The sequence below is a fragment of the Halopseudomonas aestusnigri genome, assembly GCF_002197985.1.
Classification (GTDB): Bacteria; Pseudomonadota; Gammaproteobacteria; order Pseudomonadales; family Pseudomonadaceae; genus Halopseudomonas; species Halopseudomonas aestusnigri.
Genome location: NZ_NBYK01000003.1, coordinates 1 through 24994 on the forward strand (window position 1 = coordinate 1; position 24994 = coordinate 24994).

Here is a 24994-nt window from a genome sequence, read left to right on the forward strand (position 1 = left end):
GGACGCTCTTCAGCAAGCAGTATCTCTGGAGTGTTGGGCTGCCCATCAGTTGAGCGGCGCAAGGCATTCCCCATGGTGCGAGACGATGCCCAGGCAGGATTTTGATCAGCTTGGTCAGGAAGAAGCGTCTGGTTCGAGCTTTGGAATGGGCTGGCGGCCGCGATAGGTCGGTCTGCCAGTGTCGCTTGTTCTTACTGTCGAGTCAGGCGCACGCGGAGTTGCTCGCGGCCATGGCAGGTAAAATTTTTACCAACGTTTGGCCAAAGTGGACGGACTATGGTCCGAAGAGCATACGGGGTGCAGCGGGGAGGGGAGAGTGGTGGGCCCACCAGGACTTGAACCTGGGACCAAGCGATTATGAGTCGCCTGCTCTGACCAACTGAGCTATAGGCCCACGCTGTTATAGCGTCGGGGATTATACGGGCTGTGATGGCTGGTGACTAGGCGCTCGGCGGAGGAAGGCGTTGGCAAATTCGTCGGCGGGAAGCGGGCGGCTTACCAGGTAGCCCTGGATGCTGTCGCAGCCCTGTTCAAGCAGCAGTTCGCGCTGCAGTTCGTTCTCCACGCCTTCGGCGATCACGGCCATGCCAAGATTGTGCGCCAGTACGATGATGGTCTGGCTGATGGCGGCATCGTGGTGGTTGCCGGGCAACCCGGCAACAAAGCTGCGGTCAATCTTGAGGGTGTCGAGTGGCAGTTCCTTCAGGTACGCCAGTGAGGAGTAGCCTGTGCCGAAGTCGTCGATGGACAGGTGGATGCCCATGCTGCTGAACAGATCGAGCAGCACGATGGCTTCGCGGTTCTGGTTCATCACGAAGTCTTCGGTAATCTCCAGTTCAAGCTGGCTGGCGGACAGGCTGTGTTTGGCCAGGGCGCGTCGAATATCGTTTACCAGGTGGTCTCCGATCAGTTGGGCGCCGGAGACGTTGATGGCCATGCGCGGTGCGGTGAGGCCCTGGTCGCGCCATTGGGCGAGCTGGGCGCAGGCGATGTTGAGGATGGTTCGGCCCAGGTCGACAATCAGGCCGGTTTCTTCGGCCAGAGGGATGAACTGGTCGGGCTCTACCATGCCCCGCTGGGGGTGGTTCCAGCGTACCAGTGCTTCGGCGCCGTCCAGCTTGCCGCTGCTCAGGTCCAGTTTGGGCTGGTAGTGAAGTACAAACTCGTTGCGCTCCAGGCCGCGACGCATGTCGTTTTCCATCTCCAGGCGCTGGTGGGCGCTGGCTGTCAGGTCGCTGGTATAGAACGCGTAGCGGTTGCGCCCCTGGTTCTTGGCCCGGTACATGGCGGCATCGGCATGCTTGATCAGGCTGTTGACGTCGTCGGCGTCGGTTGGGAACAGGCTGATGCCGATGCTGGCGCTGACGAAGAGTTCGTGGCCGGCGCAGATGAAGGGGGCGCGGAAGACGGCGAGCAGCTTGTCGGCAATGGCGGCGGCGTCGGTGTCGGTACGCAGATTGGGGAGCAGGACGATAAACTCGTCGCCGCCGTGCCGGGCGACCGTGTCGATGTCACGCAGGACCGAGCACAGGCGCTGGCTGACCAGTTGCAGCAGGCTGTCGCCAACCGGGTGGCCCAGGCTGTCGTTGATTTGCTTGAAACGGTCAAGGTCGATAAACAGTAGGGCGCCGATGTGTTCCTCGTGATTGAGTGCCTGGCTGTGCAGCGACTCTCGCAGTCGTGCCTCGAACAGGGTGCGGTTGGGCAGACCGGTCAACGGGTCATGGTGGGCCTGATGGTCGAGTCGCGCCTGGGTGTGCTTGAGCGGTGTGATATCGCTGAATACCGCAACCAGATGGCTCAGGCTGCCGTCGACGTTAAGCACCTGGCTGACGTTGGACCAGGAGGCGTAGAGTTCGCCGTTGGGGCGGCGGTTCCAGGACTCTCCCTGCCAGTGCCCCTGTTCCCGGATGGCGCGAGATGCCTGTGCGACCACCTCCTGATCCTCAACGCTGGCTGACAGCATTCGCAGGGGTTGGCCAATGGCGTCGGCGGCATCGACGCCGGTAATCTGGCTGAAGGCGCGATTGACTGCGGCGATATTGCCGGAGGAATCGGTGATGATCACCCCTTCGGTGGTGTTCTCGAAGACGGTTGCGGCCTGGCGTAACGAGTTCTCCATTTCCAGGCGTTCGGTTACGTCACGGGCGATGCTGAGCATGCATTCCTGATCGTTGATGGTGATCGCCTCGGTACAGATTTCGACCCAGCGTACCTGGTCGGTTGCTGTGGTGATCTGCGAGAGCATGTCGCGCACCCGTCCATCGCGTCGCAAGGTCTCCACCATGCGGGTTCGGTCAGCGTCATCACGCCAGATTCGCAGGGCGAGCGTGCTGCTGCCGATGGCCTGGGCTCGGGTGTAGCCGGTGATGCGGGTGAAGCCTTCGTTGACGTCGAGCAACATGCCGTCGCTGGCCTTGGTGATCAGCAGGCCGTCCGGTGAGGCGTGGAAGGCGCGGGAAAATTTCTGCTCGGACAGGCGCAGTTGTTCCTGGGTGAGCTTCAGGGCCGAGATGTCTCGAATCACGGTAACCAGGACCGGCTGGCCGTCGATGCTCACCGGGCGGGCCGAGAGCAGACCGGTAAAGCGGTTGCCGTCAGCCCGCCGGAACTCCAGTTCAACGTTGCTCTTGGTTCGGGTCAGCAGGAGCGCGAGCAGCCTGGGCCCTGTGCCCGGTTCGCTCCACAGGTTCAGCTCCGTTGCGGTATGGCCGACGGCGTCGCTCATGCTGATGCCGAACTGTTCCTCGAAGGTCTGGTTGACCGCCATCAACCGGCCCTCTTCGGCGTCAGCCAGAACGATGGTGTCCGGGCAGTTGTGAAAGACCGACGAGAATTTCTGTTCCGAGCTGCGCAGGGCCTGTTCGGCGAGCTTCTGTTCCTGAATGTCGATCAGCAGGCCGTGCAGTGAGGCGGCCTCGTATTCCTGGCTGGTGACGCGGTTGATGATGGCGCGCACCCATACATAATCACCACACTCGCGGTACAGGCGGAAATCGAAGCTTTGCTGCTGCTGGGTCAGTGCATGGTCGCGCAGGCTGTCCAGAACGCGGCGATGATCCTCCGGGTGCAGGTGGTCGGCCAGAAAGTCGGGGCTTAGCCAGTGGCTGGCGGGGTAGCCAAGCAGGTCGGCTGCGTGGGGCGAGGTATAAATGAAACGCAGGGAGGGGTAGGACATTTCCCAGGTGACGACGTGCAGCTTCTCAACCAGGGTGCGGTAGCGGTGTTCCTGCTGCCTGAGCAGCTCCAGCGCTTCCTGGCGCTGCATCACGGCGCGCCTGCGCAGCTGATTAAGGCCGTGCGCCGCCAGCAGAAGCATGCAGGACAGCAGCAGCACGCCAGCCTGTGTGATCTGCAGTTCGGGTGCCATGGGGATATTGATGGCACTGCATCCTGCGCCGGCCATTGCCAGCACTGCGGCAACCAATCCCTTTGCGGCGACGTTCATTCGACGGGAAACCTGTATCCATGGCTACTCGATATTGTTTCGCCAGTTTAGCCCCAGGATGCGGTGCATGCCCACCCCCCGCTGGCGCAGGGCCACAAACAACAACGCCCGGCACAGGCCGGGCGTTGTTGTTGACTGCATGCAGGCGACTCAGTCGTCGAGGAAGCTGCGCAGGTGATCGCTGCGGGTCGGGTGACGCAGCTTGCGCAGTGCCTTGGCTTCGATCTGACGAATCCGCTCACGGGTAACATCGAACTGCTTGCCGACTTCCTCGAGGGTATGGTCGGTGTTCATGTCGATGCCGAAGCGCATGCGCAGTACCTTGGCTTCACGGGCAGTGAGGCCGGACAGTACGTCGCGGGTCGCTTCCTTGAGGTTCTCCACGGTCGCCGAGTCGATCGGTGATTCCATGGTGCCGTCCTCGATGAAGTCGCCCAGATGCGAGTCTTCGTCGTCACCGATGGGGGTTTCCATCGAGATCGGTTCCTTGGCGATCTTCAGGACCTTGCGGATCTTGTCCTCAGGCATCTCCATGCGCTCGCCCAGCTCTTCCGGGGTCGGCTCGCGACCCATCTCCTGCAGCATCTGGCGGGAGATTCGGTTGAGCTTGTTGATGGTCTCGATCATGTGTACCGGAATACGGATGGTACGGGCCTGATCCGCAATGGAGCGGGTGATAGCCTGACGAATCCACCAGGTGGCGTAGGTCGAGAACTTGTAGCCGCGACGGTATTCGAACTTGTCTACCGCTTTCATCAGGCCGATGTTGCCTTCCTGAATCAGGTCAAGGAACTGCAGGCCGCGGTTGGTGTACTTCTTGGCGATCGAGATCACCAGTCGCAGGTTGGCCTCAACCATCTCTTTCTTGGCACGTCGCGCACGCGCCTCGCCGATGGACATGCGGCGGTTGATGTCCTTGATTTCGGAGATGGTCAGGCTGGCGTTTTGTTCCAGCTCGGCCAGCTTCTTCTGGGCGCGCAGGATGTCACCCTTGAGGGCTTCCAGGCCTTCGCTGTAGCGCGGGCTGTCAGCCAGCAGGGAGTCGACCCAGTCTTCATTGACTTCGTTGCCGGGAAAGCTGCGCAGGAAGTCGGCGCGCGGCATCCGTGCGTCGCGGACACACAGTTGCATGATGGCGCGTTCCTGCTTGCGGATCTGGTCCTGGGCATCACGGACACGGTTGACCAGCGCTTCATACTGTTTTGGGATCAGCTTGATCGGCATGAACAGGGTGGCCAGGGCCTCCTGCTCGGCAACGGCTTTGGGGCTGTTGCGCGGGTGCTTCTTCAGCACCTTCTGCAGTTTTTCCAGCTGTTCCTTGATGGCGGTAAAGCGCAGGCGGGCCACTTCCGGATCGGGGCCACCATCGCCTTCGTTGTCATCGCTGTCGTCGTCCGAGTCTTCCTCGTCCTCGTCCTCGTCGTCGTCCTTCTTGGTTTCCTTGGAGGCGACCGCGGGGATGTCGTCGCTGTTGACGCCGGACATGCCGTCGTCATCAGGATCGATATAGCCGCTGAAAATGTCGGACAGGCGACCGCCTTCCTCAACCACGCGGGCGTAGTCGGCAAGGATGCCGTCGACGGTGCCGGGGAACATGGAGATGGCCGCCATGACTTCACGGATGCCTTCCTCGATGCGCTTGGCGATTTCGATTTCGCCTTCGCGAGTCAGCAGCTCGACCGTACCCATTTCACGCATGTACATGCGGACCGGGTCGGTGGTGCGACCGATATCGGTTTCCACGGCAGCCAGTGCAGCGGCAGCTTCTTCGGCGGCAGCTTCGTCGGCATCATTATCGGCCAGCAACAGCGCATCGGCATCGGGTGCGGTTTCAAAAACCGTGATGCCCATGTCGTTGATCATGCGGATAATGTCTTCCACCTGTTCCGGATCGGAGATATCCTCGGGCAGGTGATCGTTGACCTCCGCATAGGTCAGATAGCCCTGCTCGCGACCGCGGGCGATGAGCTCTTTAAGACGGGATTGCTGTTGCGCTTTTCCGGACATAACAACCCTTGTGGATGCCTAGGTGTGCAAAAAATAAGCTGCGGATTATACCCTGATTTCGCCTGCTGACGCCACTTGAGGCGCGGTCAGCCGTCGTTTTTCCGGGTGTTTCGTGAGCCCAGCAGGTCTCGCAGCTGTTGCTTTTCCTCGGCAGAGAGCGGTTCGGTGACCGATTTGTCGAGGAGGTGCTGAAGTCGTCGCTCGTTTTGTTGAGCGGTTAGTCTGTTAATGGTGTCGAAAAACTGTTGTTCAAGGTTCACGCCGGGGCTGGTCAGCAGCCACTCCTGTTCTGCCAGGCGATTCAACTGCTCCCCCATCGCCGTGCCGTGCCAGCGCGCCAGCAGTTCAATTGTAGTCAGCCCGGGCTGTTTCTGCGCAGCGTCAACCAGCGCTACCAGCAGCCTTGCCTCGTCGTCGTCCTCGTCGGCCATTTGATTGGCCTGTTGGGCATGTGCGGCCAGGTGCGGGTGGTGCAGCAGGGTCCGCACGGCTTGCAGTAACGGGCTGTCTACTTCCCTGCGCAGTGCCTTTTTGCCGCCGCTGCGACCTTTGCGTTCGCTGTCGCGCGGAGTGAAGCGGCGGCTCTCCGAGGCGGCCGGCGGTTTGCTGTCCATGCCTTCCGGCAGGTAGTAGTCGCCGCCGGAGTCATCCCTTTCCGACCAGTCGCCCCAAACGTCCATTGGTACGCCTTCGTCATGGAGCGGGTGCGCATGGTTGCCTGCGTCGTTGCCCGCAGGCTGCTCTGTCGCCGTCGGCATCGCCGCCGGTTCAATGCTGTCCAGGTCAAGCCCGGTCTGTTGTTGCAGCGATTGCCTCAGCAGGCGGCGCAACATGCTGCCGGGGATCTGGTCAATCAGCGGCAGGGCCAGTGAGGCCATGTGCGCCTTGCCTTCCAGGCTGTCGGCGCCGGTTTCTTCGGCAAGGTGCCGGAATAGGTAGTCGGTCAGCGGCAGCGCTTCACGTTCCAGTCGACGACGGAAGGCGTCGGTGCCTTCTTCGCGCACCATGGTGTCCGGGTCCTGGCCATCCGGCAGGAACAGAAAGCGCACATGGCGACCATCTTCCAGCACCGGGAGCGCCGAATTGAGTGCGCGCCAGGCGGCTTGCCGTCCGGCGCGGTCGCCGTCGAAACAGAAAATCACATTGTGCACCAGTCGGAACAGGCGCTTGAGGTGCTCTTCGCTGGTGGCGGTGCCCAGTGTGGCAACGGCATTGGTGATGCCGTGCTGCGCCAGCGCGATCACGTCCATGTAGCCTTCGACGACCAGAATCTCGTTCAGTTGCCGATTCTGTTGCTTGGCTTCATAAAGCCCGTACAGCTCCTGTCCCTTGTGGAAGACCGTGGTCTCCGGGGAGTTCAGGTACTTGGGCTTCTCGTCGCCCAGTACGCGGCCGCCAAAGCCGATGGTGCGGCCGCGGCTGTCGCGAATCGGAAACATGATGCGGTCGCGGAAGCGATCGTACCGGCCGCCGCTGTCCGGGTTTTCCACTACCAGGCCGGCATCGATCAGGGCTTTTTGTTCGCTGGTGTCGCGGGCCAGGTGCGACATCAGGTTGTCCCAGCCGGGCGGGGCGAGGCCCAGGTCGTACACTTTTGCGATCTGCCCCGACAGGCCGCGTCCTTTCAGGTAGCTGACCGCCCGCTGGCGAGCCGGATGCTGGCGCAGTTGCTGCCGATAGTAGGCGGCAGCCTGCTCCAGCAGGGCGTAAAGCGGGTTGTCCTTGCGCGGTGTCCGGTTGTTGCTCTTGCGACCATCGCTGCGCTCCTCGTGCGGCACCTCGACGCCGGCCTGGCGTGCAAGCTCTTCTACCGCCTGGGGGAAATCCAGACGATCGAAATCCATCACGAAGCTCAGTGCGCTGCCGCCGGCGCCGCAGCCGAAACAATAGTAGAACTGCTTGTCCGGGCTGACGCTGAACGACGGTGACTTCTCGTTGTGGAACGGGCAGAGTGCAGAGTAGTTCTTGCCGGTCTTCTTCAGCTTCAGTCTTGCCCCGACGACTTCGACAATGTCGATCCGTCCGAGCAGGTCATCAATGAAGCCCTGAGGAATAAGTCCGGCCATGCTGTCTGCGGTGCCCCTGCGAGAGTAGGTCGTTGCCGGCGTGCTGTACTGTTCGTGGCATTATGCGCTGGCAAATGCACAAAGACGCAAAAATCCAGCCAATTCCTTTCGGAAGGCCGGAAAGATGCGTGTTCCAGTGCTGTTCAGTCTGCTGATGCGAGCACGGTGCGCCGCATCGGTGGGCCTGTGATCAGGCCCGATCAGAGCTGAGTATTGGAACTCAGTACAGGCGCTCGCGACGACGCTGTTCGCGCTGAACTTTCTTGGCGTGACGCTTTACAGCAGCAGCTGCCTTGCGCTTGCGCTCGGTAGTGGGCTTCTCGTAAAACTCGCGACGACGCACTTCAGCCAGAACACCGGCTTTTTCGCAGGAGCGTTTGAAACGACGCAGGGCCACGTCGAAGGGTTCGTTCTCTTTAACTTTGACGGCAGGCATTTCGTACCTTTCTCAAACGTTGGTAGTCATGGCCGTAGGCAATATTGCCTGCGGCGATTGCATTTCAAGGGACGCGGATGTTACCGCCTTCATCTGTAAAAAGCAAAGCCTATGACGTCCATCAGGGTAAAAAACTGGCCTGTGGGCGTCTGGCTGATTATGATGCGCGGCAGATGACATTCATGTAATTCGAGGCACAGGGCCAAGCATGCGCGTTCTGGGTATTGAGACTTCCTGCGACGAAACCGGCATCGCGCTGTACGACAGTGAGCGAGGCCTGCTGGCGGATGCGTTGTTCAGCCAGATCGATCTGCACCGGGTGTACGGCGGCGTGGTGCCTGAGCTGGCCTCGCGCGATCACGTCAAGCGCATGGTACCACTGATGCGCGAGGTGTTTGCCAAGGCCGGTTTGCAGCCGGGTGAGGTGGATGCGGTGGCCTACACGGCCGGTCCCGGTCTGGTGGGGGCTCTGCTGGTTGGCGGTGCCTTTGCGCGGGCGCTGGCCTTTGCCTGGGGCGTGCCGGCGCTGGGTGTTCACCATATGGAGGGGCATCTGCTGGCGCCCTGCCTGGAGGAGCATCCGCCCGAGTTTCCGTTCGTCGCCTTGCTGGTGTCCGGCGGCCACACGCAACTTGTCCGGGTAGACGGTATCGGCCAATACCAGTTGCTGGGCGAGTCGCTGGACGACGCCGCCGGGGAAGCCTTCGACAAAACCGCCAAGCTGATGGGGCTGCCGTATCCAGGCGGCCCCGAGATTGCACGGCTGGCCGAGCAGGGGCGCCCCGGTGCCTTTGTATTTCCCCGTCCGATGACTGACCGCCCCGGCCTGACCTTTAGTTTCAGTGGCCTGAAAACCGCCGTGCTGACGGCCTGGCAGGCGTGTTCCCGGGAGGGTGAGCCGGATCAGCAGACGCTGGCGGATATCGCGCTCGGCTTTGAAACGGCGGTAGTCGAGACGCTGACCATCAAGTGCCGCCGGGCACTCAAACAGACCGGGCTCAAGCGCCTGGTCATTGCCGGCGGCGTCAGCGCCAACCACCGCCTGCGACAGCAGCTGGAAAGCATGACCGCCGAGTTGAAGGGCAACGTGTTTTACGCACGCCCGGCGTATTGCACCGATAACGGTGCAATGATCGCCTATGCCGGATGCCAGCGGCTGCTGGCCGGCCAGCAGGATGAGGGCGGTATCGAAACGCGCGCGCGCTGGCCAATGGAGCAGTTGCCGCCGATTGCGGTCAAGGCCTGAAGCGGTTTTCTACTCCGGCCAGCAGCCGGCCGATGTTGAGGCGGTGGCGCAGCAGAATAAGCAGCACTATCAGTGTGACCGGCAGCAGCAGTGCCGGGGCCAGCCAGGCGAGGGCTGGTGACAGCGTCAGGCTGGCCAGCAGCGATGCCAGTGAGGCGATCCGCTGCCAGTAAAAGGTCAGGCCCCAGGCCAGCGCTGCGATCAGGGCCGCAGGCCAGCAGAGCATCAGCATGACGCCGGCAGCGGTGGCAACACCCTTGCCGCCCTGCAGGCGATGAAAGATAGGCAGGATATGGCCGCACACGGCGGCCAGACCGACCCAGCCCTGTTGCAGCAGAGAAAGGTCGGCATAGCGTGCCAGCGCCACGGCCAGTGCGCCCTTGCCGAGATCGCCGGCCAGGGTGGCCAGCGCCAGAGAGCGGTTGCCAAGGCGCAGCATGTTGCTGGCGCCGGGGTTGCCGGAGCCCAGTTTGCGCGGGTCCGGCAGGTGACGCAGGTGGCTGATCAGCACGGCAAAGGAGACCGAGCCGAGCAGATAGGCGATGACCAGCCAGAACAGAAACTGGGTATGCATGCAGCGGACCCCGGGCAAAATGACGTTTGATTGTAGTCGACACGGGAGCAACCTGTGGATCAGGTTTTTATCAAAGGGTTAGCGGTAGATGCTGTCATTGGTGTCTATGACTGGGAGCGCACCATCCGCCAGCGGCTGGTGTTCGATCTCGATATGGGCTGGGACATCCGTCCGGCTGCCGCGGGCGACACGCTTGAGCACACCCTCAACTACGCGGCAATCAGCGAGCGCGTGCAGGGCTTTGTCGAGCAGAGCAGCTTCCTGCTGGTCGAGACGCTGGCCGAGCAGCTGGCTGCGCTGCTCATGAACGAATTCTCCATTCCCTGGCTGCGTCTGCAGGTCACCAAGCCGGGCGCGGTGCCGGCGGCATCCGGCGGCGTCGGGGTGTTGATCGAGCGGGGAGTCAAACCCGCGTGACCATCGTCTATCTGGGTGTGGGCACCAACACTGAACGCGAATATCACCTGCAGCGCGGGCTGGATGCGCTGGCCGAGTTGTGCGGCGAGTTGCAGTTGTCGCCGGTGTTTGAAAGCGACGCGGTCGGGGTGCTCGGCAAGCGCTTTTACAACATGGTAGTCGCCGTCGAAACGCGGCTGGCGCTGGCGGATCTGAATGCCGCGCTGAAGGCGATCGAGGCTGCCTGCGGCCGGCGTGAGTCGCCGCAACCCGGGCGCATCACGCTGGATATCGACGTGCTGTGCTACGGCGATCTGATCGGCGTGCATGACGGCATTACCCTGCCGCGCCCGGAAGTCATCCGCAACGCATTTGTGCTCTGGCCGCTGGCATTGGTCGCAGCGCAGGCCAAACTGCCCGGCAGCGGGCAGACATTTGGCCAGCTCTGGGAAGGCTGGCAGGGGAACCAGGCGCTGTGGCCGGTCGCCTTCACATGGCGTGGCCGGTCACTGACGCCGGTCGAGCTGCTGGCGGGATATCAGCCGCGTGAGGCCTTGTAGTCGCCCAAGGCTTCCAGCCGTGCCTGCTCCAGGGTGCGGCCCATCTCGGCGCCCTGCAGGCCCTTATCCAGTAACGGCTGAATATCTACCGCGCGCGCGGCCTGCGCCGCGCCGCGCAGGTAGTCCGCCTGCGGGTAGGGGCGCTGTTCAAACCCGGTGCGGCCCTGGGCGTCGGCCACGCATACCGCCAAAAACTGCTCGAAGCGCTCGCCGCGACGGTAGATATCCAGCGCCTTGAACAGCTTGAGCAATGTCTGCGGGCGCAGCTCCAGCGCCCGGTGGCAGTGGGTGTGGTACTCACAGGCCAGCAGTGCCAGTTCCTGACACTCACGCGGTGCCTTGCAGCGCTGGTTGACGGCTTTGACGGCCTTCAGGCCGCTGGTCTCGTGGCCGTGATGCTTTGGCCAGTGCTCCGGGCGCGTCAGCCCCTTGCCAAGGTCATGCAGCAGGCAGGCCCAGCGGGCCGGCAGCGGCAGCTGGTCTCTGGCGGCGATCTTCAGTACCTGCAGGACGTGGACGCCGGTGTCGATTTCCGGGTGATGTGCTTCCGGCTGCGGCACGCCAAACAGGGCGTCGACTTCCGGCAGCAGTTCGGCCAGTGCGCCACAGTCGCGCAGTACCTGAATGAACACATCCGGGCTGGGTTCCATCAGGGCGCGGCTGATTTCCATCCAGCTGCGCTCGGCAGTCAGACTCTGCAGCTCGCCCGACTCGCTCAGCTGGCGCATCAGCGCCATGGTCTCGTCGGCCACGCGAAAGCCGAGGCTGGCGTAACGGGCGGCGAAGCGCGCAACCCGCAGCACCCGCAGTGGATCTTCTGCAAAGGCGGGGGAGACGTGGCGCAATATCTTCGCCTGCAGGTCGCGCTGGCCGCCGTAGGGGTCGATGATCCGGCCGTCCTCGGCCCGGGCCATGGCGTTGACTGTCAGGTCCCGGCGGATCAGATCCTCCTCCAGGGTGACGTCCGGGCTGGTGTGGAAGACAAAGCCGCCGTAGCCAACGCCGCTCTTGCGCTCGGTGCGGGCGAGTGCGTACTCCTCGCCCGAGGTCGGATGCAGAAACACCGGAAAGTCCTGGCCGACCGGACGGAAACCCTCCTGCTGCAACTGCTCCGGCGTCGCGCCAACCACAACCCAGTCGCGGTCTGTTACCGGCAAACCAAGCAGTTGGTCGCGGACGGCGCCGCCGACCAGGTAGGTGTAGTAACTCTCAGGCATCGACACGGACTCTGGCTAAAGGGGAGTAGCTTCAAGCTTCAAGCTGCAAGCTGCAAGCAAAACCCGCGCGGTGTCTAGTCGCGCGGGTTTTCTTTTGGCTGCACATGACCGCAGAAACTTGAGCAACACTTGACGGCATAGCCGCCGAACTCACCCTAATTAGGCTTGCAGCTTGCAGCTTGCAGCTTGCAGCTTGCAGCTTGCGCACCGCGCCCCTATATGGGCGGAATATTCAGGTCGAAGCGCGGCAGGCGTTCTTCCTCCGGTTTGGGGCGGGGCGGGATGTGGGCTTCGGCCACGATTCGTTCTCCGTCGACGCTTTCCAGGTGAATGTCGAACCCCCACAGGCGATGCAGGTGGCGGAGCATTTCGTCTGTGGATTCGCCGAGCGGTTTGCCCTGATGGCGCTGGTGGCGCAGGGTCAGGGAGCGGTCGCCGCGGCGGTCCACCGACCAGATCTGGATGTTCGGTTCGCGGTTGCCAAGGTTGTACTGCGCTGCCAGCAGTTCGCGTACCGCGCGGTAGCCGCTGTCGTCGTGAATGGCTGCGACTTCCAGGTGGTCGTCGGCTTCGTCATCGACGATGGCAAACAGCTTGAAGTCGCGGATCACCTTGGGCGACAGGTACTGCAGGATAAAACTTTCGTCCTTGAAGGTGCGCATGGCGAACTTGAGGGTTTCCAGCCAGTTACTGCCGGCAATGTCGGGAAACCAGCGGTGATCTTCGTCGGTCGGGTGTTCGCAGATGCGGCGAATGTCCTGCATCATCGCAAAGCCCAGCGCATAGGGGTTGATGCCGCTGTACCAGTTGCTGTCGAACGGTGGCTGGTAGACCACGCTGGTGTGGGACTGCAGAAACTCCATCATGAAGCCGTCGGTGACCTTGCCTTCGTCATACAGGTGGTTGAGCAGGGTGTAGTGCCAGAAGGTGGCCCAGCCCTCGTTCATCACCTGGGTCTGGCGCTGGGGGTAGAAGTACTGCGCGACCTTGCGCACGATGCGGACGACTTCGCGCTGCCATGGCTCCAGCAGCGGTGCGTTCTTCTCGATGAAATACAGCAGGTTTTCCTGGGGTTCGCTCGGGTAGCGGGGGTGTACCAGCTCATCCTGCGCGTGGTGCGGGTTGACCGGGATGGTGCGCCACAGCTCGTTGACCTGGCGCTGCAGGTGCTCTTCGCGCTCCTGCTGGCGCTGCCGTTCTTCCGCGGCAGAGATCGGGTAGGGCCGCTTGTAGCGGTCGACGCCATAGTTCATCAGGGCGTGACAGGAGTCGAGCAGGTCCTCGACGGCGTCAATCCCGTAGCGGTCTTCGCATTCGCTGATGTACTGCTTGGCGAACACCAGGTAGTCAATGATCGCGCTGGCGTCGGTCCAGCTGCGGAACAGGTAGTTGCCCTTGAAGAACGAGTTGTGGCCGTAGCAGGCGTGGGCAATCACCAGTGCCTGCATGCACATGGTGTTCTCTTCCATCAGGTAGGCGATGCAGGGGTCGGAGTTGATGACGATCTCGTAGGCCAGCCCCATATGGCCCCGGCGGTAGCCCTTTTCGGTGGCCAGGAAGTGCTTGCCGTAGGACCAGTGGTGATAGCCCAGCGGCATGCCTACCGAGGCGTAGGCGTCCATCATCTGCTCTGCGGTGATGACCTCGATCTGGTTGGGATAGGTATCCAGTCCGTAGACCTCATGGGCGATACGGCCGATCTCCTGGTCGTACTCGCGGATCAGCTCGAAGGTCCACTCCGAGCCGGTGGATATGGGCGTCCGGCTCATGTCGCCATCCTCTTCTGGAACAGCTTGCGAAACACCGGGTAGATGTCCCCGGCATCGACAATCTGCTGCTGGGCGAAACTGTCGGCAAAGTGCTCGGCGACCGCTTCGTACTCGTGCCACAGGGTCTGATGCTCGCGCGGGGTGATTTCCACGTAGCAGTAGTACTGCATCGCCGGCATGATCTGGCGCACCAGCAGGTCGCGGCAGATCGGCGAGTCGTCGTTCCAGTTGTCGCCGTCGGATGCCTGGGCGCAGTACAGATTCCACTCGCCGGGCGGGTAGCGTTGCTCGATGATCTGCTGCATCAGTCGCAGGGCGCTGGACACGATGGTGCCGCCGGTTTCGCGCGAGTAGAAGAATTCTTCCTCGTCGACTTCCTTGGCGCTGGTGTGGTGACGGATGAACACCACTTCGATGCGCTCGTAGTTACGGCGCAGGAACAGGTAGAGCAGAATGTAGAAGCGCTTGGCCAGATCCTTGGTGGCTTGGGTCATGGAGCCGGAGACATCCATCAGGCAGAACATCACTGCCTTGGACGACGGCGTTGGTTGCTTGACGATCAGGTTGTAGCGCAAGTCGAAGGTGTCGAGAAAGGGGACGCGTTCGATGCGTGCTTCGAGGCTGGCAATTTCCTCCTGCAGCTGCGCAATACCGGTAATGTCATCCGGATGCTCACGCTTGAGTTGCTCCAGCTCGGCGCGTGCCTCGCGCAGCCGCTTGCGGCTGCCGCCCGAGAGTGCGATGCGCCGTGCCTGCGCCGCGCGCATCGACCGTACGATATTGATCCGCGAGGGGTTGCCCTGCTGGCTGATGCCGGCGCGGACCGGCTTGAAGGTGTCTGTGCCGGTCAACTGGCGCTTGACCAGGTTTGGCAGGGCGAGATCCTCGAACATGAAGTCGAGGAATTCGTCCTGGGTTATCTGAAAGACGAACTCATCCATGCCTTCGCCGCTGTCGCCCGCCTGACTGCCGCCCTGGCTCCCACCGCCACCCTGCGGGCGGGCGATGCGGTCGCCGGTGGCGAACTCGCGGTTACCGGGGTGCACCTGGGTCTGGCGACCGCCCTTGCCATGGTGAAAAATCGGCTCGTCGATGTCGCGGTTGGGGATGCTGATGCTTTCGCCGTGCTCTATATCGGTGATCGAACGACGCCCCACGGCCTCTTCAACCGCCTTCTTGATGTGTGATTTGTAGCGCCGCAGGAACCGCTGGCGGTTCACGGTGCTCTTGTTCTTGCCGTTCAGACGGCGGTCAATCACGTAGCTCATTCAGGGCCCTCCGGGCCAGCCGCAAGCCATAAGCTGCAAGCTTGAAGCTGGCCGTGCTGCTTTGAGGCGCAGCGCATGGTCTCAGGCGGCGCCGCGCTGCTTGCCGCTTGTCGCTTGAAGCTGCCCAGCGACGGCGCAGCCGTCACTGCGCCTTACGCACCCGCAGGTACCATTCCGACAGCAGTCGCACCTGCTTCTCGGTGTAGCCGCGTTCGACCATCCGGTGGACGAAGTCGTTGTGCTTCTTCTGATCTTCGGTCGAGGCCTTGGCGTTGAAGCTGATGACCGGCAGCAGGTCTTCGGTGTTGGAGAACATTTTTTTCTCGATCACCACGCGCAGCTTCTCGTAGGACAGCCAGCTCGGGTTCTTGCCGTTGTTCTGCGCACGGGCACGCAGTACGAAGTTGACGATCTCGTTGCGGAAGTCCTTCGGGTTGCTGATGCCGGCCGGCTTCTCGATCTTCTCCAGCTCCTCGTTGAGCGAGGCGCGGTTGAGTATCTCGCCGGTTTCCGGGTCGCGGTACTCCTGATCCTGAATCCAGAAATCGGCGTACAGCACGTAGCGATCAAAGATGTTCTGGCCATACTCGCTGTAGGACTCCAGATAGGCGGTCTGGATTTCCTTGCCGATGAACTCGACGTAGCGCGGCGCCAGGTATTCCTTGAGGAAACGCAGGTAGCGCTCGCTCACGTCATTGGGAAACTGCTCCTGCTCAATCTGCTGTTCCAGGACGTAGAGCAGGTGTACCGGGTTGGCGGCCACTTCGGTGGTATCGAAGTTGAACACCTTGGAGAGGATCTTGAAGGCAAAGCGGGTCGACAGGCCGTTCATGCCCTCGTCGACGCCCGCCGAGTCGCGGTATTCCTGAATCGACTTGGCTTTGGGGTCGGTGTCCTTCAGGTTCTCGCCGTCGTAGATGCGCATCTTCGAGTAGACATTGGAGTTCTCCGGTTCTTTCAGGCGCGAGAGTACGGTGAACTGGGCGAGCATCTTCAGAGTGTCAGGTGCGCAGTGGGCATTGGCCAGCGAGCTGTTGGTCAGCAGTTTTTCGTAGATCTGAATCTCGTCGCTGACGCGCAGGCAGTAAGGCACCTTGACGATGTAGATGCGGTCAATGAACGCTTCGTTGTTCTTGTTATTGCGGAAGCTGTGCCACTCGGACTCGTTGGAGTGGGCCAGAATTACGCCATTGAATGGAATCGCGCCCATGCCTTCGGTACTGTTGTAGTTGCCCTCCTGGGTGGCGGTTAGCAGTGGGTGCAGTACCTTGATCGGTGCCTTGAACATCTCGACGAATTCGAGCAGGCCCTGGTTGGCACGGCACAAGCCACCGGAGTAGCTGTAGGCGTCCGGGTCGTTCTGCGGAAACTCTTCCAGCTTGCGGATATCAACCTTGCCGACCAGTGAAGATATGTCCTGGTTGTTCTCGTCACCGGGCTCGGTCTTGGCGACAGCAATCTGCTGCAGCACCGAGGGGTAGAGCTTGACCACGCGGAACTGGGAAATATCGCCGTTGTATTCGTGCAGGCGTTTCACCGCCCAGGGCGAGATGATGCTGTTGAGGTAGCGCCGCGGGATGCCGAAGTCCTCTTCGAGGATGGCGCCATCCTCGGTGGCGTTGAACAGGCCGAGTGGCGACTCGAACACCGGCGAGCCCTTGATCGCGTAGAACGGCACTTGCTGCATCAGCTCTTTGAGTTTTTCGGCCAGCGATGACTTGCCGCCGCCGACCGGGCCGAGCAGGTAGAGTATCTGCTTGCGTTCTTCGAGCCCCTGGGCGGCGTGCTTGAAAAAGGACACGATATGCTCGATGGCGTCTTCCATGCCGTGGAAGTCGGCGAACGCCGGATAACGCTTGATGACCTTGTTGGAAAAGATGCGGGACAGGCGTGGGTCGAGGGAGGTGTCGACCAGTTCGGGCTTGCCGATGGCCATCAGCAGACGCTCGGCGGCGGTCGCGTAGGCGGTAGGGTCAGTCTTGCAGAGTTCCAGGTATTCCTGAAGGCTGTACTCCTCTTGCCGGGTGGCTTCAAAGCGGTTCTGGAAATGGCTGAATATGCTCATGACACGACCTCGCTGTTACCAGATAAGAGGTCTGGCGCTTCCGGGCAGCAGCCCGCATGACGCGCTTTACCGGGCGACGGCATTTCCTGATGCGTGAATCCCCCAAGGCGCAACTGCGAGCACGGTCAGGAGTCTGTCGGAGGCGCCGGGCGGCCAATCGATGACTGGTCGTACGGTGGATCCGGCAGGCTCCCGTGTTTATCGGAAGCCGGCAGACCGACGTTCTCTTTCTTGATTCGCCTGACCTCAGGATAGTTGCAAATACGCAGTGCAACAGAAGATTTCTCAGGAAATTTTGTTGCAGGAGTGTGAAGGCACGGCTGGCGTGGCTTGCGGGCTATTCGTTTAGTGTGGGTCGGGTTAGGAGCGCGGGGCTGTAGGGTGGAGAACGCGCAGCGTCTCCACCGGATAGTCGTAGCCCCAGCAGTGCCTGTGAGTAACGGCTGGTGTGATAACGCCGGCGGACACGCTGCGCTTGGTCCGCCCTACTGGGCGGGCAATAGGTTGGCGTCTCAGTCGGCGCTGACGCGCTCCGGATAGGTCTGCCGCCACAGATCAAAGCCGCCGTCCAGGCTGTAGGTGTCGGCAAAACCGATGCTGGCCAGATAGGCCGCTGCGCCCTGGCTGGAGTTGCCGTGGTAGCAGCAAACGATCAGGGGCGCCTGCTGGTCGGCGTTGGCGACGAAGTCGGCAAGGTTGTCGTTGTCCAGGCGGATGGCGCCGGGAATGTGGCCAAAGTCGAAACTCTGCGGGTCGCGGATGTCGACCAGTTGGGCGTTGCTGGCGATCAACTGGCTGGCGGTTTGCGGGTCGATGCGTTTGAAATCGCTCATGCTGGTTCCTCTCAGGTCGCGCAGTCGCAGTGATGCAGTTCGTGGGTATCCAGGTTCATCAGGGTCATGCGGCCACCCCATACGCAGCCGGTGTCCAGCGCATGTACGCCCTGCACACCGGTGCGGCCTTCGATCGCTGCCCAGTGGCCGAAGATGACCTGAATGTCAGGGTCGCGGCGCGGGTAACGAAACCACGGTGCAAAGCCCTTTGGCGTGGTATCCAGCCCTTCCTTGGATTTGAACTCCAGCGTCCCGTCCGGCTTGCAGAAGCGCATGCGGGTCAGGTAATTGGTAATCGCACGCAGCCGGTCGATGCCCTTGAGGCCGGGCTTCCAGCGCGCCGGTTCGTTACCGTACATCTCGTCCAGATAGTCTGGCAGACGCTTGTCGCAGCGCAGGATGATTTCCACCTCGGCGGCCAGCTCCATTGTCTGCTGTACGCTCCAGATTGGCGGGATGCCGGCGTGGGTCATCACATAGCCCAGCTCGGCGTCGAGGTGGGCAAGCGGCCGCTCGCGCAGCCAGTCGAGCAGGGCGACACGGTCGTCGGCCTTGAGCAGGGGTTTGAGGGTGTCTGACTTGCGCAAGCGACTGCCAGCTCGGCTGGCGGCCAGCAGGTGCAGGTCGTGATTGCCCAGAACCGCAACGCAGGCGTTGTCGAGCTGCTTGAGAAAGCGCAGGGTGCCAAGCGAGTCGGGACCGCGGTTGACCATGTCACCAACGGACCAGAGCACGTCCCTGGACGGGTTGAAGCCTACCTCGCTGAGCAGGCATTGGAGCGGCTTGAGGCAGCCCTGGATGTCGCCAACGGCGTAGATGGTCATGGGCGTACGAGTCGATCAGTTCAGTGCGTTGGGTTGGGCCAGACGAAAGCGCGGAATGCTGGCGCTGAACGTGTGGCCATCGCTGGCGCGCATGTCGTAGCTACCTTCCATGGTGCCAACCGGGGTCTCAAGCATGCAGCCGCTGGTATAGGTGTGCTCGTTACCGGGCTCGATCAGCGGTTGCTCGCCGACCACGCCGGGGCCATCAACACGCTGCTGCTTGTTGTTTCCGTCGGTGATCAGCCAGTGACGATGCAGCAGCTGCGCGGCCACCGAGCCCTGATTGCGGATGCTGATGGTATAGGCAAAGGCAAAGCGCTTCTTCTGCGGATCGGACTGCTCCGGCAGGTAGCGGGTCTGCACCGTCACCTCGACGGCGTATTGCGGCTCGCCGCTCATGCGTCGCCTGCCCGCTTGCGAGTCAGGCGGTTGGCCAGACGCACGAAGCCGGCCAGGTCGACCTGTTCCGGGCGGGTGCCCGGGTCGATGCCTTCGGCTTCGATCTCTTCTGCGCTGAGCAGCGACTTGAGTGTGTTGCGCAGGGTCTTGCGCCGCTGGTTGAAGGCGTCACGCACCAGGATTTCGAGCACTTCCACGTCGTCGGCCGGATGCGGCAGGGTAGCGTGCGGAATCAGCCGGACGATGGCCGAATCGACCTTGGGCGCCGGGTTGAAGGCGCCGGGGCCGACGTCAAACAGGTGCTCAACCCGGCAGTGGTACTGCACCATGATGCCGAGGCGGCCGTAGTGGTTCATGCCGGCGGTCGCAGCCAGCCGTTGCACCACTTCCTTCTGCAGCATGAAGTGCATGTCTTCGACGCAGTCCGACTGGTCCAGCAGGTGGAACATCAGCGGCGTTGAGATGTTGTAGGGCAGGTTGCCGACGATGCGCAGCTTCTCGCCGTCGGCGGCCAGGTCGCGGAAGTTGAACTTCAGCGCGTCGCCCTTGTGCAGGCGGAAGCGATCGAGAAAACCGAACTGGCCCATCAGGATCGGGTGCAGATCCTTGTCTAGCTCGACCACGTCAAGGCGCGCGCCGCTGGCCAGCAGGCCCGAGGTGATGGCGCCCTGACCGGGACCGATCTCGACCAGATGATCGGTTTCACGCGGACGGATCGAGCGAATGATGCGGTCGATTACGCCGGCGTCGTGCAGGAAGTTCTGACCAAAGCGCTTGCGCGCCTTGTGTTGGGGAAATTGACTCATACAGCCCTCCGGGCGTTGATCATCTGGATGGCGGTATCGATGGCAACCTGCAGGCTGCCCGGGTTGGCCTGACCGGTCCCGGCCAGATCCAGAGCGGTGCCGTGATCAACCGAGGTGCGGATGATGGGCATACCGAGGGTAATGTTGACGGCGTTGCCGAAGCCCTTGTGCTTGAGTACCGGGAGGCCCTGATCGTGGTACATCGCGAGCACCGCATCGGCCTGATCAAGATGCTTGGGGGTGAACAGGGTATCCGCCGGCAGGGGGCCGATAAGCTCAATGCCCTCGGTACGCAGGCGGTCGAGCGCCGGAATGATGATATCCAGTTCCTCGCGCCCCAGGTGGCCGTCTTCGCCGGCATGCGGATTGAGGCCGCAGACCAGGATACGCGGGGCGCTCAGGCCGAATTTGTTGACCAGGTCGCTATGCAGAATGCGCACCACGCGTTCGATCAGCGGCCCGGTAATGGCATCGGCGACCTGCCGCAGCGGCAGGTGCGTGGTTGCCAGGGCCACGCGCAGCCCGGGGCAGGCGAGCATCATCACCACCTGGTCGGTCGCGGTCTGCTCGGCAAAGAATTCGGTGTGGCCCGAAAACGGCACGCCAGCCTCATTGATGATGCCCTTGTGTACCGGTGCGGTCACGATGGCGTCAAACAGGCCGCTCAGGGCGCCTTCGCCAGCGAGGCGCAGGGTTTCCAGCACGTAGGCCGAGTTGCCTGCGTCGAGCTTGCCCGGGGTACAGGCTGTGCCGAGGGTGACCGGTAAAACGTGAAGCTGGCCTGCGGCCTGGGCAACGGGCAGCGCGTCGGGATCAAACGGCAACAGCTCGACCGGGAGGCCGAGCTGTTGGGCGCGTTCACGCAGCAGTTGCGGGTCGGCGATGATGACCCGTTCGCAGGGCGATGGGTGCTGCGCCAGCATCAGGCATAGATCGGGGCCAATACCCGCCGGCTCGCCGGCGGTTATGGCAAGGCGCGCTGTGCTCACCCGTTCTTGATCTCGACGTAGGCCTCGTCGCGAATCTGCAGCAACCAGGTCTGCAGTTCTTCCTCGTACTTGCGGCTGCGGATCAGGTTGATCGCCTGCTGCTGGCGCATGTCGTCGGTCATGTCGACGCTGCGGGTGCCAAGCACTTCCAGAATGTGCCAGCCGTATTGGGTCTGGAACGGACGGGACAGGGTGTTTTCCGGGGTGGTGGTCAGGACTTCGCCGAACTCGGGGGTCATGGCATCCGGGGTAACCCAGTCGAGGTCGCCGCCATTGAGCGCGGTGCCCGGATCTTCCGAGTAGGCCTTGGCCAGCGCGGCAAAGGACTCGCCAGCCCTGATGCGATCATAGAGGCGCTGGGTCAACTGCGCCGCCTCGCCTTCGCTGCGGATTTCGCTCGGCTTGATCAGGATATGACGTACGTGGAATTCCTCGACCATCTGACCTTCGCCACCGCGGCGGTCCAGCAGCTTGAGGATGTGGATGCCGGCCGGGGAACGCATCGGCTGGGTCACACCACCAACCTCCAGCGCATCGACTGCGCGGGCGAATGCGGGCGGCAGCTGCGCTGCCTTGCGCCATCCCAGTTCGCCGCCTTCCAGTGCGGTGTCACCGGCGGAGCGGCTGGCAGCCAGGGTGTTGAAGTCGGTACCGCTCTGCAGTTGACGGTAGATCTCGTTGGCCGCACGACCAACCTTTTCCACTTCGCCCGCGCTGGCGCTTTCGGCCAGCGGGAGAACGATCATCGCCAGGCGGTAATCCGCCGAGGTCTGGTACTTTCCGACTTCGGAATTGAGGAAGTTGCGCACTTCCTGATCGGTCACCTGGATGTTGTCCCGTACCCGACGCTGGCGAACCCGGTTGATGATCATCTCGCGGCGGATCTGCTCGCGGACCTGATTGAAGTTGACGCCGTCACGGGTCAGGGCTTCACGGAACTGCTCCAGTGTCACGCCGTTGCGGGCGGCAATCTGCTGCACCGCCTGGTCGAGCGAGGCATCATCGATGGAAATGCCGGCACGTTCGCCCATCTGCAGCTGGATGCTCTCCAGAATCAGGCGGTCAAGCACCTGCGAGCGCAGCTCGCTCTCGGTTGGTGCCGGGGTATTGTTCTGGGCGAACTGCTGGCGCACGGTGGCCATGCGTTCTTCAACCTGGCTGGCCATGACCACGTCGTTATCTACGATCGCGGCAACGCGATCCAGCGGTTCTACGGCGGCCTGGGCTGTGCTGCTGAGGAAAATGCCCGCGCACAGGCTAAGGGCCGTCATCAACTTAAAATGCATTATCTTCACGCTCTCTGTAACCGGGGATACCATCGTCAAGGAGGCTGTCCACCTCATTGCCGCTCACACTGCCAAGCCCCTTGAGGACGAGCTGCAGGAAGATGCCGCGGTTGGCATCGTCAGTGGCGACGGATTCAAACTCGTTGTAATCAACCCAGTAGCGGTTGATGACACGCAGCTTCCAGCAGCAGCTGTCGTACTCCAGACCGCCAAACGCCTCGAGGGTTCGATCCTGGTCGAAGTCATGCTGCCAGCGACCGATCAGACTCCACTGCGGGTTCAGTGGCCACATGAACGACAGGTCGGACTGATCGATACGGCTGTCCGGATCGCGCTGGAAGGCGCCGGTCAGTGCGTTGTAGGTGTTGATGTTGTTGCGGTAGCGATAGCCCATGTTCAGCACCTTGCGGGGCTCTGGCTGATAGTGGGCAAATACGCTGCCCGCATCGCTGGTGCTGTCGTCCGGATCCCAGATGACGTCGGCGTTCACGCGCCAGGCGTCACTGACCTGGTACATGGCTTCAGCCGCGTAGGCTGAGGACGAGGACTTGTCTGCGTCACGCGCTACGCCGTCGGTATCAAGCAGCTGCACGTTGCGGTCGCGGAAATAGAACACCTGACCGAAGCTGGCGCGGGCGCGCTCGGTGCCGTTGGCCTCCAGGGCGCGACTGGTCAGGCCCAGAGACAGCTGATTGGCGTCGGCGACCCGGTCGTTGCCGCTGAAGCGGTTGTCGCGGAACAGCGAGCTGTAGCTGAAGGTGTTCTGGTTGGTGTCGAACAGCGGCTGATCGTCCTGATCCTCGTCTGCTGCGTACAGGTAGAAAGCGCGCGGTTCCAGCGTCTGGCGCAGGTTGCGGCCGAACCAGCTGGTGGCGCGATCAAAGTACAGCCCGGTATCCAGGCTGGCGACAGGGATGGTGCTGGACGGGGTGTTATTGGCACCGTCGTAGTCGAAGCCGTCGGCCCGCGAGTCGAAGTTCAGATCGTAATAGGTGCTCTGGGTGCGCAGCTTCGGTGTGACAAAGGCCCAGCTGTTGCGCCAGGGGTAGCTGATGCTGGGGCTGACTACCACACGGTGGCCGGTCGCTCGCTGCAGACCGACCAGGTTCTCGTCCGGAGTCAGGATCGGCTGGCCGGCGCTGTCGAGCTGGATGCCATCCTTGCCGGTCAGCAGGCCGCTGCCGAGATTGCGATCAAAGTAGGCGTATTCGGCGTTATAGCCAAAGCGCAGACCGGTATCGCCCAGCCAGTTGGCACCGTCGAGGCGCAGTTGCGGCAGGCGCTCGTACGGGGTAACCGAGGTGATGGTGGCCAGCTCGTAGCCGTGAACGGCAGCCTGGAAGCGCCAGCCGTCACCGCGATAGGTCAGGCCTGCCCGCTGATTGACGTAGGTGCCGGAACGGGCATCCAGCGCGGTGTTCAGGTCCTGGAAGTAGAACGGGTCGCTGATGTCGGTGTAATCGACTTCGGTGCTCCAGCGGCTCTGCAGTCCGCCTTCGTGCTGCCAGCCGTACAGCCAGCGATTCTCGCCATAGTCACTGTCGTTGAGGAAGGCGGCTGTCAGGGTGCCTTTGTTGTCGTCGTGCAGATAGCGGAAGTCGCCTTCCATCTGCAAGCCGCGCTCGGACAGATAGCGCGGATACAGGGTGGCGTCGTAGTTCGGTGCGATGTTGATGTAGTACGGCGTCTCGATCTCGGTGCCGTTGTCGGACGAGTAGCTGAACGAGGGCACCAGCAGACCGGTCTGACGGCGGTCGTCGATCGGGAAGTACATGTACGGGGTATAGAACACCGGTACGTCCTTGACCCGCAGGGTAACGTGCTTGGCTTCACCCCAGCCGGTTTCACGGTCCAGCTCGATATCCTTGCCGTGCAGGGACCAGGTGTTCTGTCCCGGCTCGCAGGTGGTATAGCTGCCGTCGCTGATGACGATGACAGCATCATCGCGGCGACGCAGGGTGTCGGCGGTGCCGCGGGCGCGGGCGTCGTGAACCACGTATTCGACGCCGTCAATGCGGGTCTCGCCATTGTCGATGCGCATCGATGCGCTGTCGCCGAGAACCAGTACGCCCTGATCACGCAGGCGGACGTTGCCCTCGAGCACGGCCTGGGCATTGGCCTGGTCAAAGCTGGCCTGATCTGCGCGGGCCTGCAGGCGGCCCTGGCGCAGCAGCACATCGCCCTGCAGTACGCCGGTCTGATTGCCCTGTTCAAAGCGGCTGGAGTCGGCAGAGGCGTAGACCGGAAGCTGGTCGAACGGGGTAGAGTCGTCCCGGCCGCTGCGTTCCGGCTCCACATAGGTGCCGCCACAGTATGGGGCGATGGCGGCCAGCTGCTCGCTGCTCAACTGCTCACGGGGTACCCAGTCAAGGCGACTGAAGTCCGTACTCGGGGTGGCCGGGCCGCCACTCAGCGTTGCTGCCGGTTCGGCTGCCTTGACCACACTGTCTGTGACAGGCGCCGGCGCGGGTGCCGGTCTGGGCGGCCTTGGGGGCAGGTTGCCCGGTGCCTGCAGCGGCTCGCAGGCCCAGCTGTTGCCGGCTGGCCGGCATTGAACCTGGTTGGCTGCCACAGAGCTCAGCGGCTGCAACAGCAGCAACGAGCTGGCCAGCAACATCGGAAAGGAGGAGCGAAAGGGAGGAGTACGGTAGGCCATTATGTAATTGTCCGGGCTTCCAGTCGGTGCGTGCTCGCGACGCCTTGTGCGAGGAGAATGCAATCTGCATGCTGTGTCAGTCGAGCAAGATAACGGATAATAAAGCATCAAGCGATGCCTGATCTAGGAATGGACTGAATTAATGATGC

Annotated in this window: 19 protein-coding genes and 1 tRNA gene; 3 read left to right on the top strand and 17 right to left on the bottom strand. The window is 62.3% G+C overall.

Annotation, left to right across the window (positions count from 1 at the left end):
• Positions 1-317: 317 nt before the first annotated feature.
• The 5 genes from B7O88_RS06155 to rpsU form a co-directional block, all read right to left on the bottom strand.
• Positions 318-394, bottom strand: a tRNA-Ile gene (locus tag B7O88_RS06155).
• Positions 395-415: 21 nt separating this feature from the next.
• Positions 416-3448, bottom strand: coding sequence for a sensor domain-containing protein (locus B7O88_RS06160; RefSeq protein WP_088274350.1), 3033 nt, complete (start codon positions 3446-3448; stop codon positions 416-418).
• A gap of 150 nt (positions 3449-3598) precedes the next feature.
• A complete protein-coding gene (gene rpoD / locus B7O88_RS06165) occupies positions 3599-5455 on the bottom strand; it encodes an RNA polymerase sigma factor RpoD (protein ID WP_088274351.1) in 1857 nt (618 codons plus the stop codon).
• Positions 5456-5541: 86 nt separating this feature from the next.
• Positions 5542-7521, bottom strand: coding sequence for a DNA primase (dnaG, locus tag B7O88_RS06170; RefSeq protein ID WP_088274352.1), 1980 nt, complete (start codon positions 7519-7521; stop codon positions 5542-5544).
• A 220-nt stretch (positions 7522-7741) separates the two neighbouring features.
• Positions 7742-7957, bottom strand: a complete 216-nt coding sequence (gene rpsU, locus B7O88_RS06175; protein ID WP_088274353.1) for a 30S ribosomal protein S21 — start codon at positions 7955-7957, stop codon at positions 7742-7744.
• Between the two features lie 208 nt (positions 7958-8165).
• On the opposite strand from rpsU, the gene tsaD reads away from it, so the two are divergent.
• Positions 8166-9203 carry a tRNA (adenosine(37)-N6)-threonylcarbamoyltransferase complex transferase subunit TsaD gene (tsaD, locus tag B7O88_RS06180; protein WP_088274354.1) on the top strand — a complete coding sequence of 346 codons (1038 nt, stop codon included), beginning with the start codon at positions 8166-8168 and terminating at the stop codon, positions 9201-9203.
• Here the strand turns inward: tsaD and plsY are convergent.
• Entirely contained in the window at positions 9193-9762 is a 570-nt protein-coding gene (gene plsY, locus B7O88_RS06185) for a glycerol-3-phosphate 1-O-acyltransferase PlsY (protein ID WP_088274870.1), read from the bottom strand. The genes tsaD and plsY overlap by 11 nt on opposite strands.
• A gap of 69 nt (positions 9763-9831) precedes the next feature.
• On the opposite strand from plsY, the gene folB reads away from it, so the two are divergent.
• Both folB and folK read left to right on the top strand, forming a co-directional pair.
• The gene (folB, locus tag B7O88_RS06190; protein ID WP_088274355.1) at positions 9832-10194 is read left to right on the top strand and encodes a dihydroneopterin aldolase; all 363 of its coding nucleotides are present in this window, start codon (positions 9832-9834) and stop codon (positions 10192-10194) included.
• Positions 10191-10733, top strand: a complete 543-nt coding sequence (gene folK / locus B7O88_RS06195) for a 2-amino-4-hydroxy-6-hydroxymethyldihydropteridine diphosphokinase (RefSeq protein ID WP_088274356.1) — start codon at positions 10191-10193, stop codon at positions 10731-10733. The genes folB and folK overlap by 4 nt, the downstream gene beginning before the upstream one ends.
• On the opposite strand, the gene B7O88_RS06200 is transcribed toward folK, so the two are convergent.
• The 11 genes from B7O88_RS06200 to B7O88_RS06250 form a co-directional block, all read right to left on the bottom strand.
• Positions 10712-11950: a multifunctional CCA addition/repair protein gene (locus tag B7O88_RS06200; protein ID WP_088274357.1), complete on the bottom strand. Its 1239-nt coding sequence runs from the start codon at positions 11948-11950 to the stop codon at positions 10712-10714. The two genes, folK and B7O88_RS06200, sit on opposite strands and share 22 nt — an antisense overlap.
• A gap of 215 nt (positions 11951-12165) precedes the next feature.
• The gene (locus B7O88_RS06205) at positions 12166-13719 is read right to left on the bottom strand and encodes a SpoVR family protein (protein ID WP_088274358.1); all 1554 of its coding nucleotides are present in this window, start codon (positions 13717-13719) and stop codon (positions 12166-12168) included.
• Positions 13716-14987 carry a YeaH/YhbH family protein gene (locus tag B7O88_RS06210; RefSeq protein WP_088274359.1) on the bottom strand — a complete coding sequence of 424 codons (1272 nt, stop codon included), beginning with the start codon at positions 14985-14987 and terminating at the stop codon, positions 13716-13718. Before B7O88_RS06210 ends, B7O88_RS06205 begins: the two co-directional genes overlap by 4 nt.
• Before the next feature lie 142 nt (positions 14988-15129).
• Positions 15130-17052 carry a PrkA family serine protein kinase gene (locus B7O88_RS06215; protein ID WP_088274360.1) on the bottom strand — a complete coding sequence of 641 codons (1923 nt, stop codon included), beginning with the start codon at positions 17050-17052 and terminating at the stop codon, positions 15130-15132.
• 512 nt (positions 17053-17564) lie between these two features.
• Complete coding sequence (gene glpE / locus B7O88_RS06220; RefSeq protein ID WP_088274361.1) at positions 17565-17885, bottom strand: thiosulfate sulfurtransferase GlpE; 321 nt, start codon at positions 17883-17885, stop codon at positions 17565-17567.
• An 11-nt stretch (positions 17886-17896) separates the two neighbouring features.
• A complete protein-coding gene (locus B7O88_RS06225; RefSeq protein WP_088274362.1) occupies positions 17897-18709 on the bottom strand; it encodes a symmetrical bis(5'-nucleosyl)-tetraphosphatase in 813 nt (270 codons plus the stop codon).
• Positions 18710-18724: 15 nt separating this feature from the next.
• Complete coding sequence (gene apaG, locus B7O88_RS06230; protein WP_088274363.1) at positions 18725-19108, bottom strand: Co2+/Mg2+ efflux protein ApaG; 384 nt, start codon at positions 19106-19108, stop codon at positions 18725-18727.
• Positions 19105-19914 (bottom strand): 16S rRNA (adenine(1518)-N(6)/adenine(1519)-N(6))-dimethyltransferase RsmA, encoded by an 810-nt coding sequence (gene rsmA, locus B7O88_RS06235; protein WP_088274364.1) that lies wholly within the window; start codon positions 19912-19914, stop codon positions 19105-19107. The genes apaG and rsmA overlap by 4 nt, the downstream gene beginning before the upstream one ends.
• Complete coding sequence (gene pdxA / locus B7O88_RS06240) at positions 19911-20903, bottom strand: 4-hydroxythreonine-4-phosphate dehydrogenase PdxA (RefSeq protein ID WP_088274365.1); 993 nt, start codon at positions 20901-20903, stop codon at positions 19911-19913. Before pdxA ends, rsmA begins: the two co-directional genes overlap by 4 nt.
• Entirely contained in the window at positions 20900-22189 is a 1290-nt protein-coding gene (locus tag B7O88_RS06245) for a peptidylprolyl isomerase (RefSeq protein ID WP_088274366.1), read from the bottom strand. The genes pdxA and B7O88_RS06245 overlap by 4 nt, the downstream gene beginning before the upstream one ends.
• On the bottom strand, positions 22179-24845 hold the full coding sequence (locus B7O88_RS06250) for an LPS-assembly protein LptD (RefSeq protein ID WP_088274367.1): 2667 nt from the start codon (positions 24843-24845) through the stop codon (positions 22179-22181). Before B7O88_RS06250 ends, B7O88_RS06245 begins: the two co-directional genes overlap by 11 nt.
• Positions 24846-24994 lie beyond the last annotated feature (149 nt).

Excerpts from the sequence above, each read along its gene's own strand:
- glpE (WP_088274361.1), bottom strand. The coding sequence starts at position 17,885 with ATGAGCGATTTCAAACGCATCGACCCGCAAACCGCCAGCCAGTTGATC.
- B7O88_RS06205 (WP_088274358.1), bottom strand. The coding sequence starts at position 13,719 with ATGAGCCGGACGCCCATATCCACCGGCTCGGAGTGGACCTTCGAGCTG.
- dnaG (WP_088274352.1), bottom strand. The coding sequence starts at position 7,521 with ATGGCCGGACTTATTCCTCAGGGCTTCATTGATGACCTGCTCGGACGG.
- rsmA (WP_088274364.1), bottom strand. The coding sequence starts at position 19,914 with ATGAGTCAATTTCCCCAACACAAGGCGCGCAAGCGCTTTGGTCAGAAC.
- B7O88_RS06160 (WP_088274350.1), bottom strand. The coding sequence starts at position 3,448 with ATGAACGTCGCCGCAAAGGGATTGGTTGCCGCAGTGCTGGCAATGGCC.
- rpsU (WP_088274353.1), bottom strand. The coding sequence starts at position 7,957 with ATGCCTGCCGTCAAAGTTAAAGAGAACGAACCCTTCGACGTGGCCCTG.
- B7O88_RS06200 (WP_088274357.1), bottom strand. The coding sequence starts at position 11,950 with ATGCCTGAGAGTTACTACACCTACCTGGTCGGCGGCGCCGTCCGCGAC.
- B7O88_RS06215 (WP_088274360.1), bottom strand. The coding sequence starts at position 17,052 with ATGAGCATATTCAGCCATTTCCAGAACCGCTTTGAAGCCACCCGGCAA.
- apaG (WP_088274363.1), bottom strand. The coding sequence starts at position 19,108 with ATGAGCGGCGAGCCGCAATACGCCGTCGAGGTGACGGTGCAGACCCGC.
- B7O88_RS06250 (WP_088274367.1), bottom strand. The coding sequence starts at position 24,845 with ATGGCCTACCGTACTCCTCCCTTTCGCTCCTCCTTTCCGATGTTGCTG.
- B7O88_RS06245 (WP_088274366.1), bottom strand. The coding sequence starts at position 22,189 with ATGCATTTTAAGTTGATGACGGCCCTTAGCCTGTGCGCGGGCATTTTC.
- tsaD (WP_088274354.1), top strand. The coding sequence starts at position 8,166 with ATGCGCGTTCTGGGTATTGAGACTTCCTGCGACGAAACCGGCATCGCG.
- B7O88_RS06225 (WP_088274362.1), bottom strand. The coding sequence starts at position 18,709 with ATGACCATCTACGCCGTTGGCGACATCCAGGGCTGCCTCAAGCCGCTC.
- B7O88_RS06210 (WP_088274359.1), bottom strand. The coding sequence starts at position 14,987 with ATGAGCTACGTGATTGACCGCCGTCTGAACGGCAAGAACAAGAGCACC.
- rpoD (WP_088274351.1), bottom strand. The coding sequence starts at position 5,455 with ATGTCCGGAAAAGCGCAACAGCAATCCCGTCTTAAAGAGCTCATCGCC.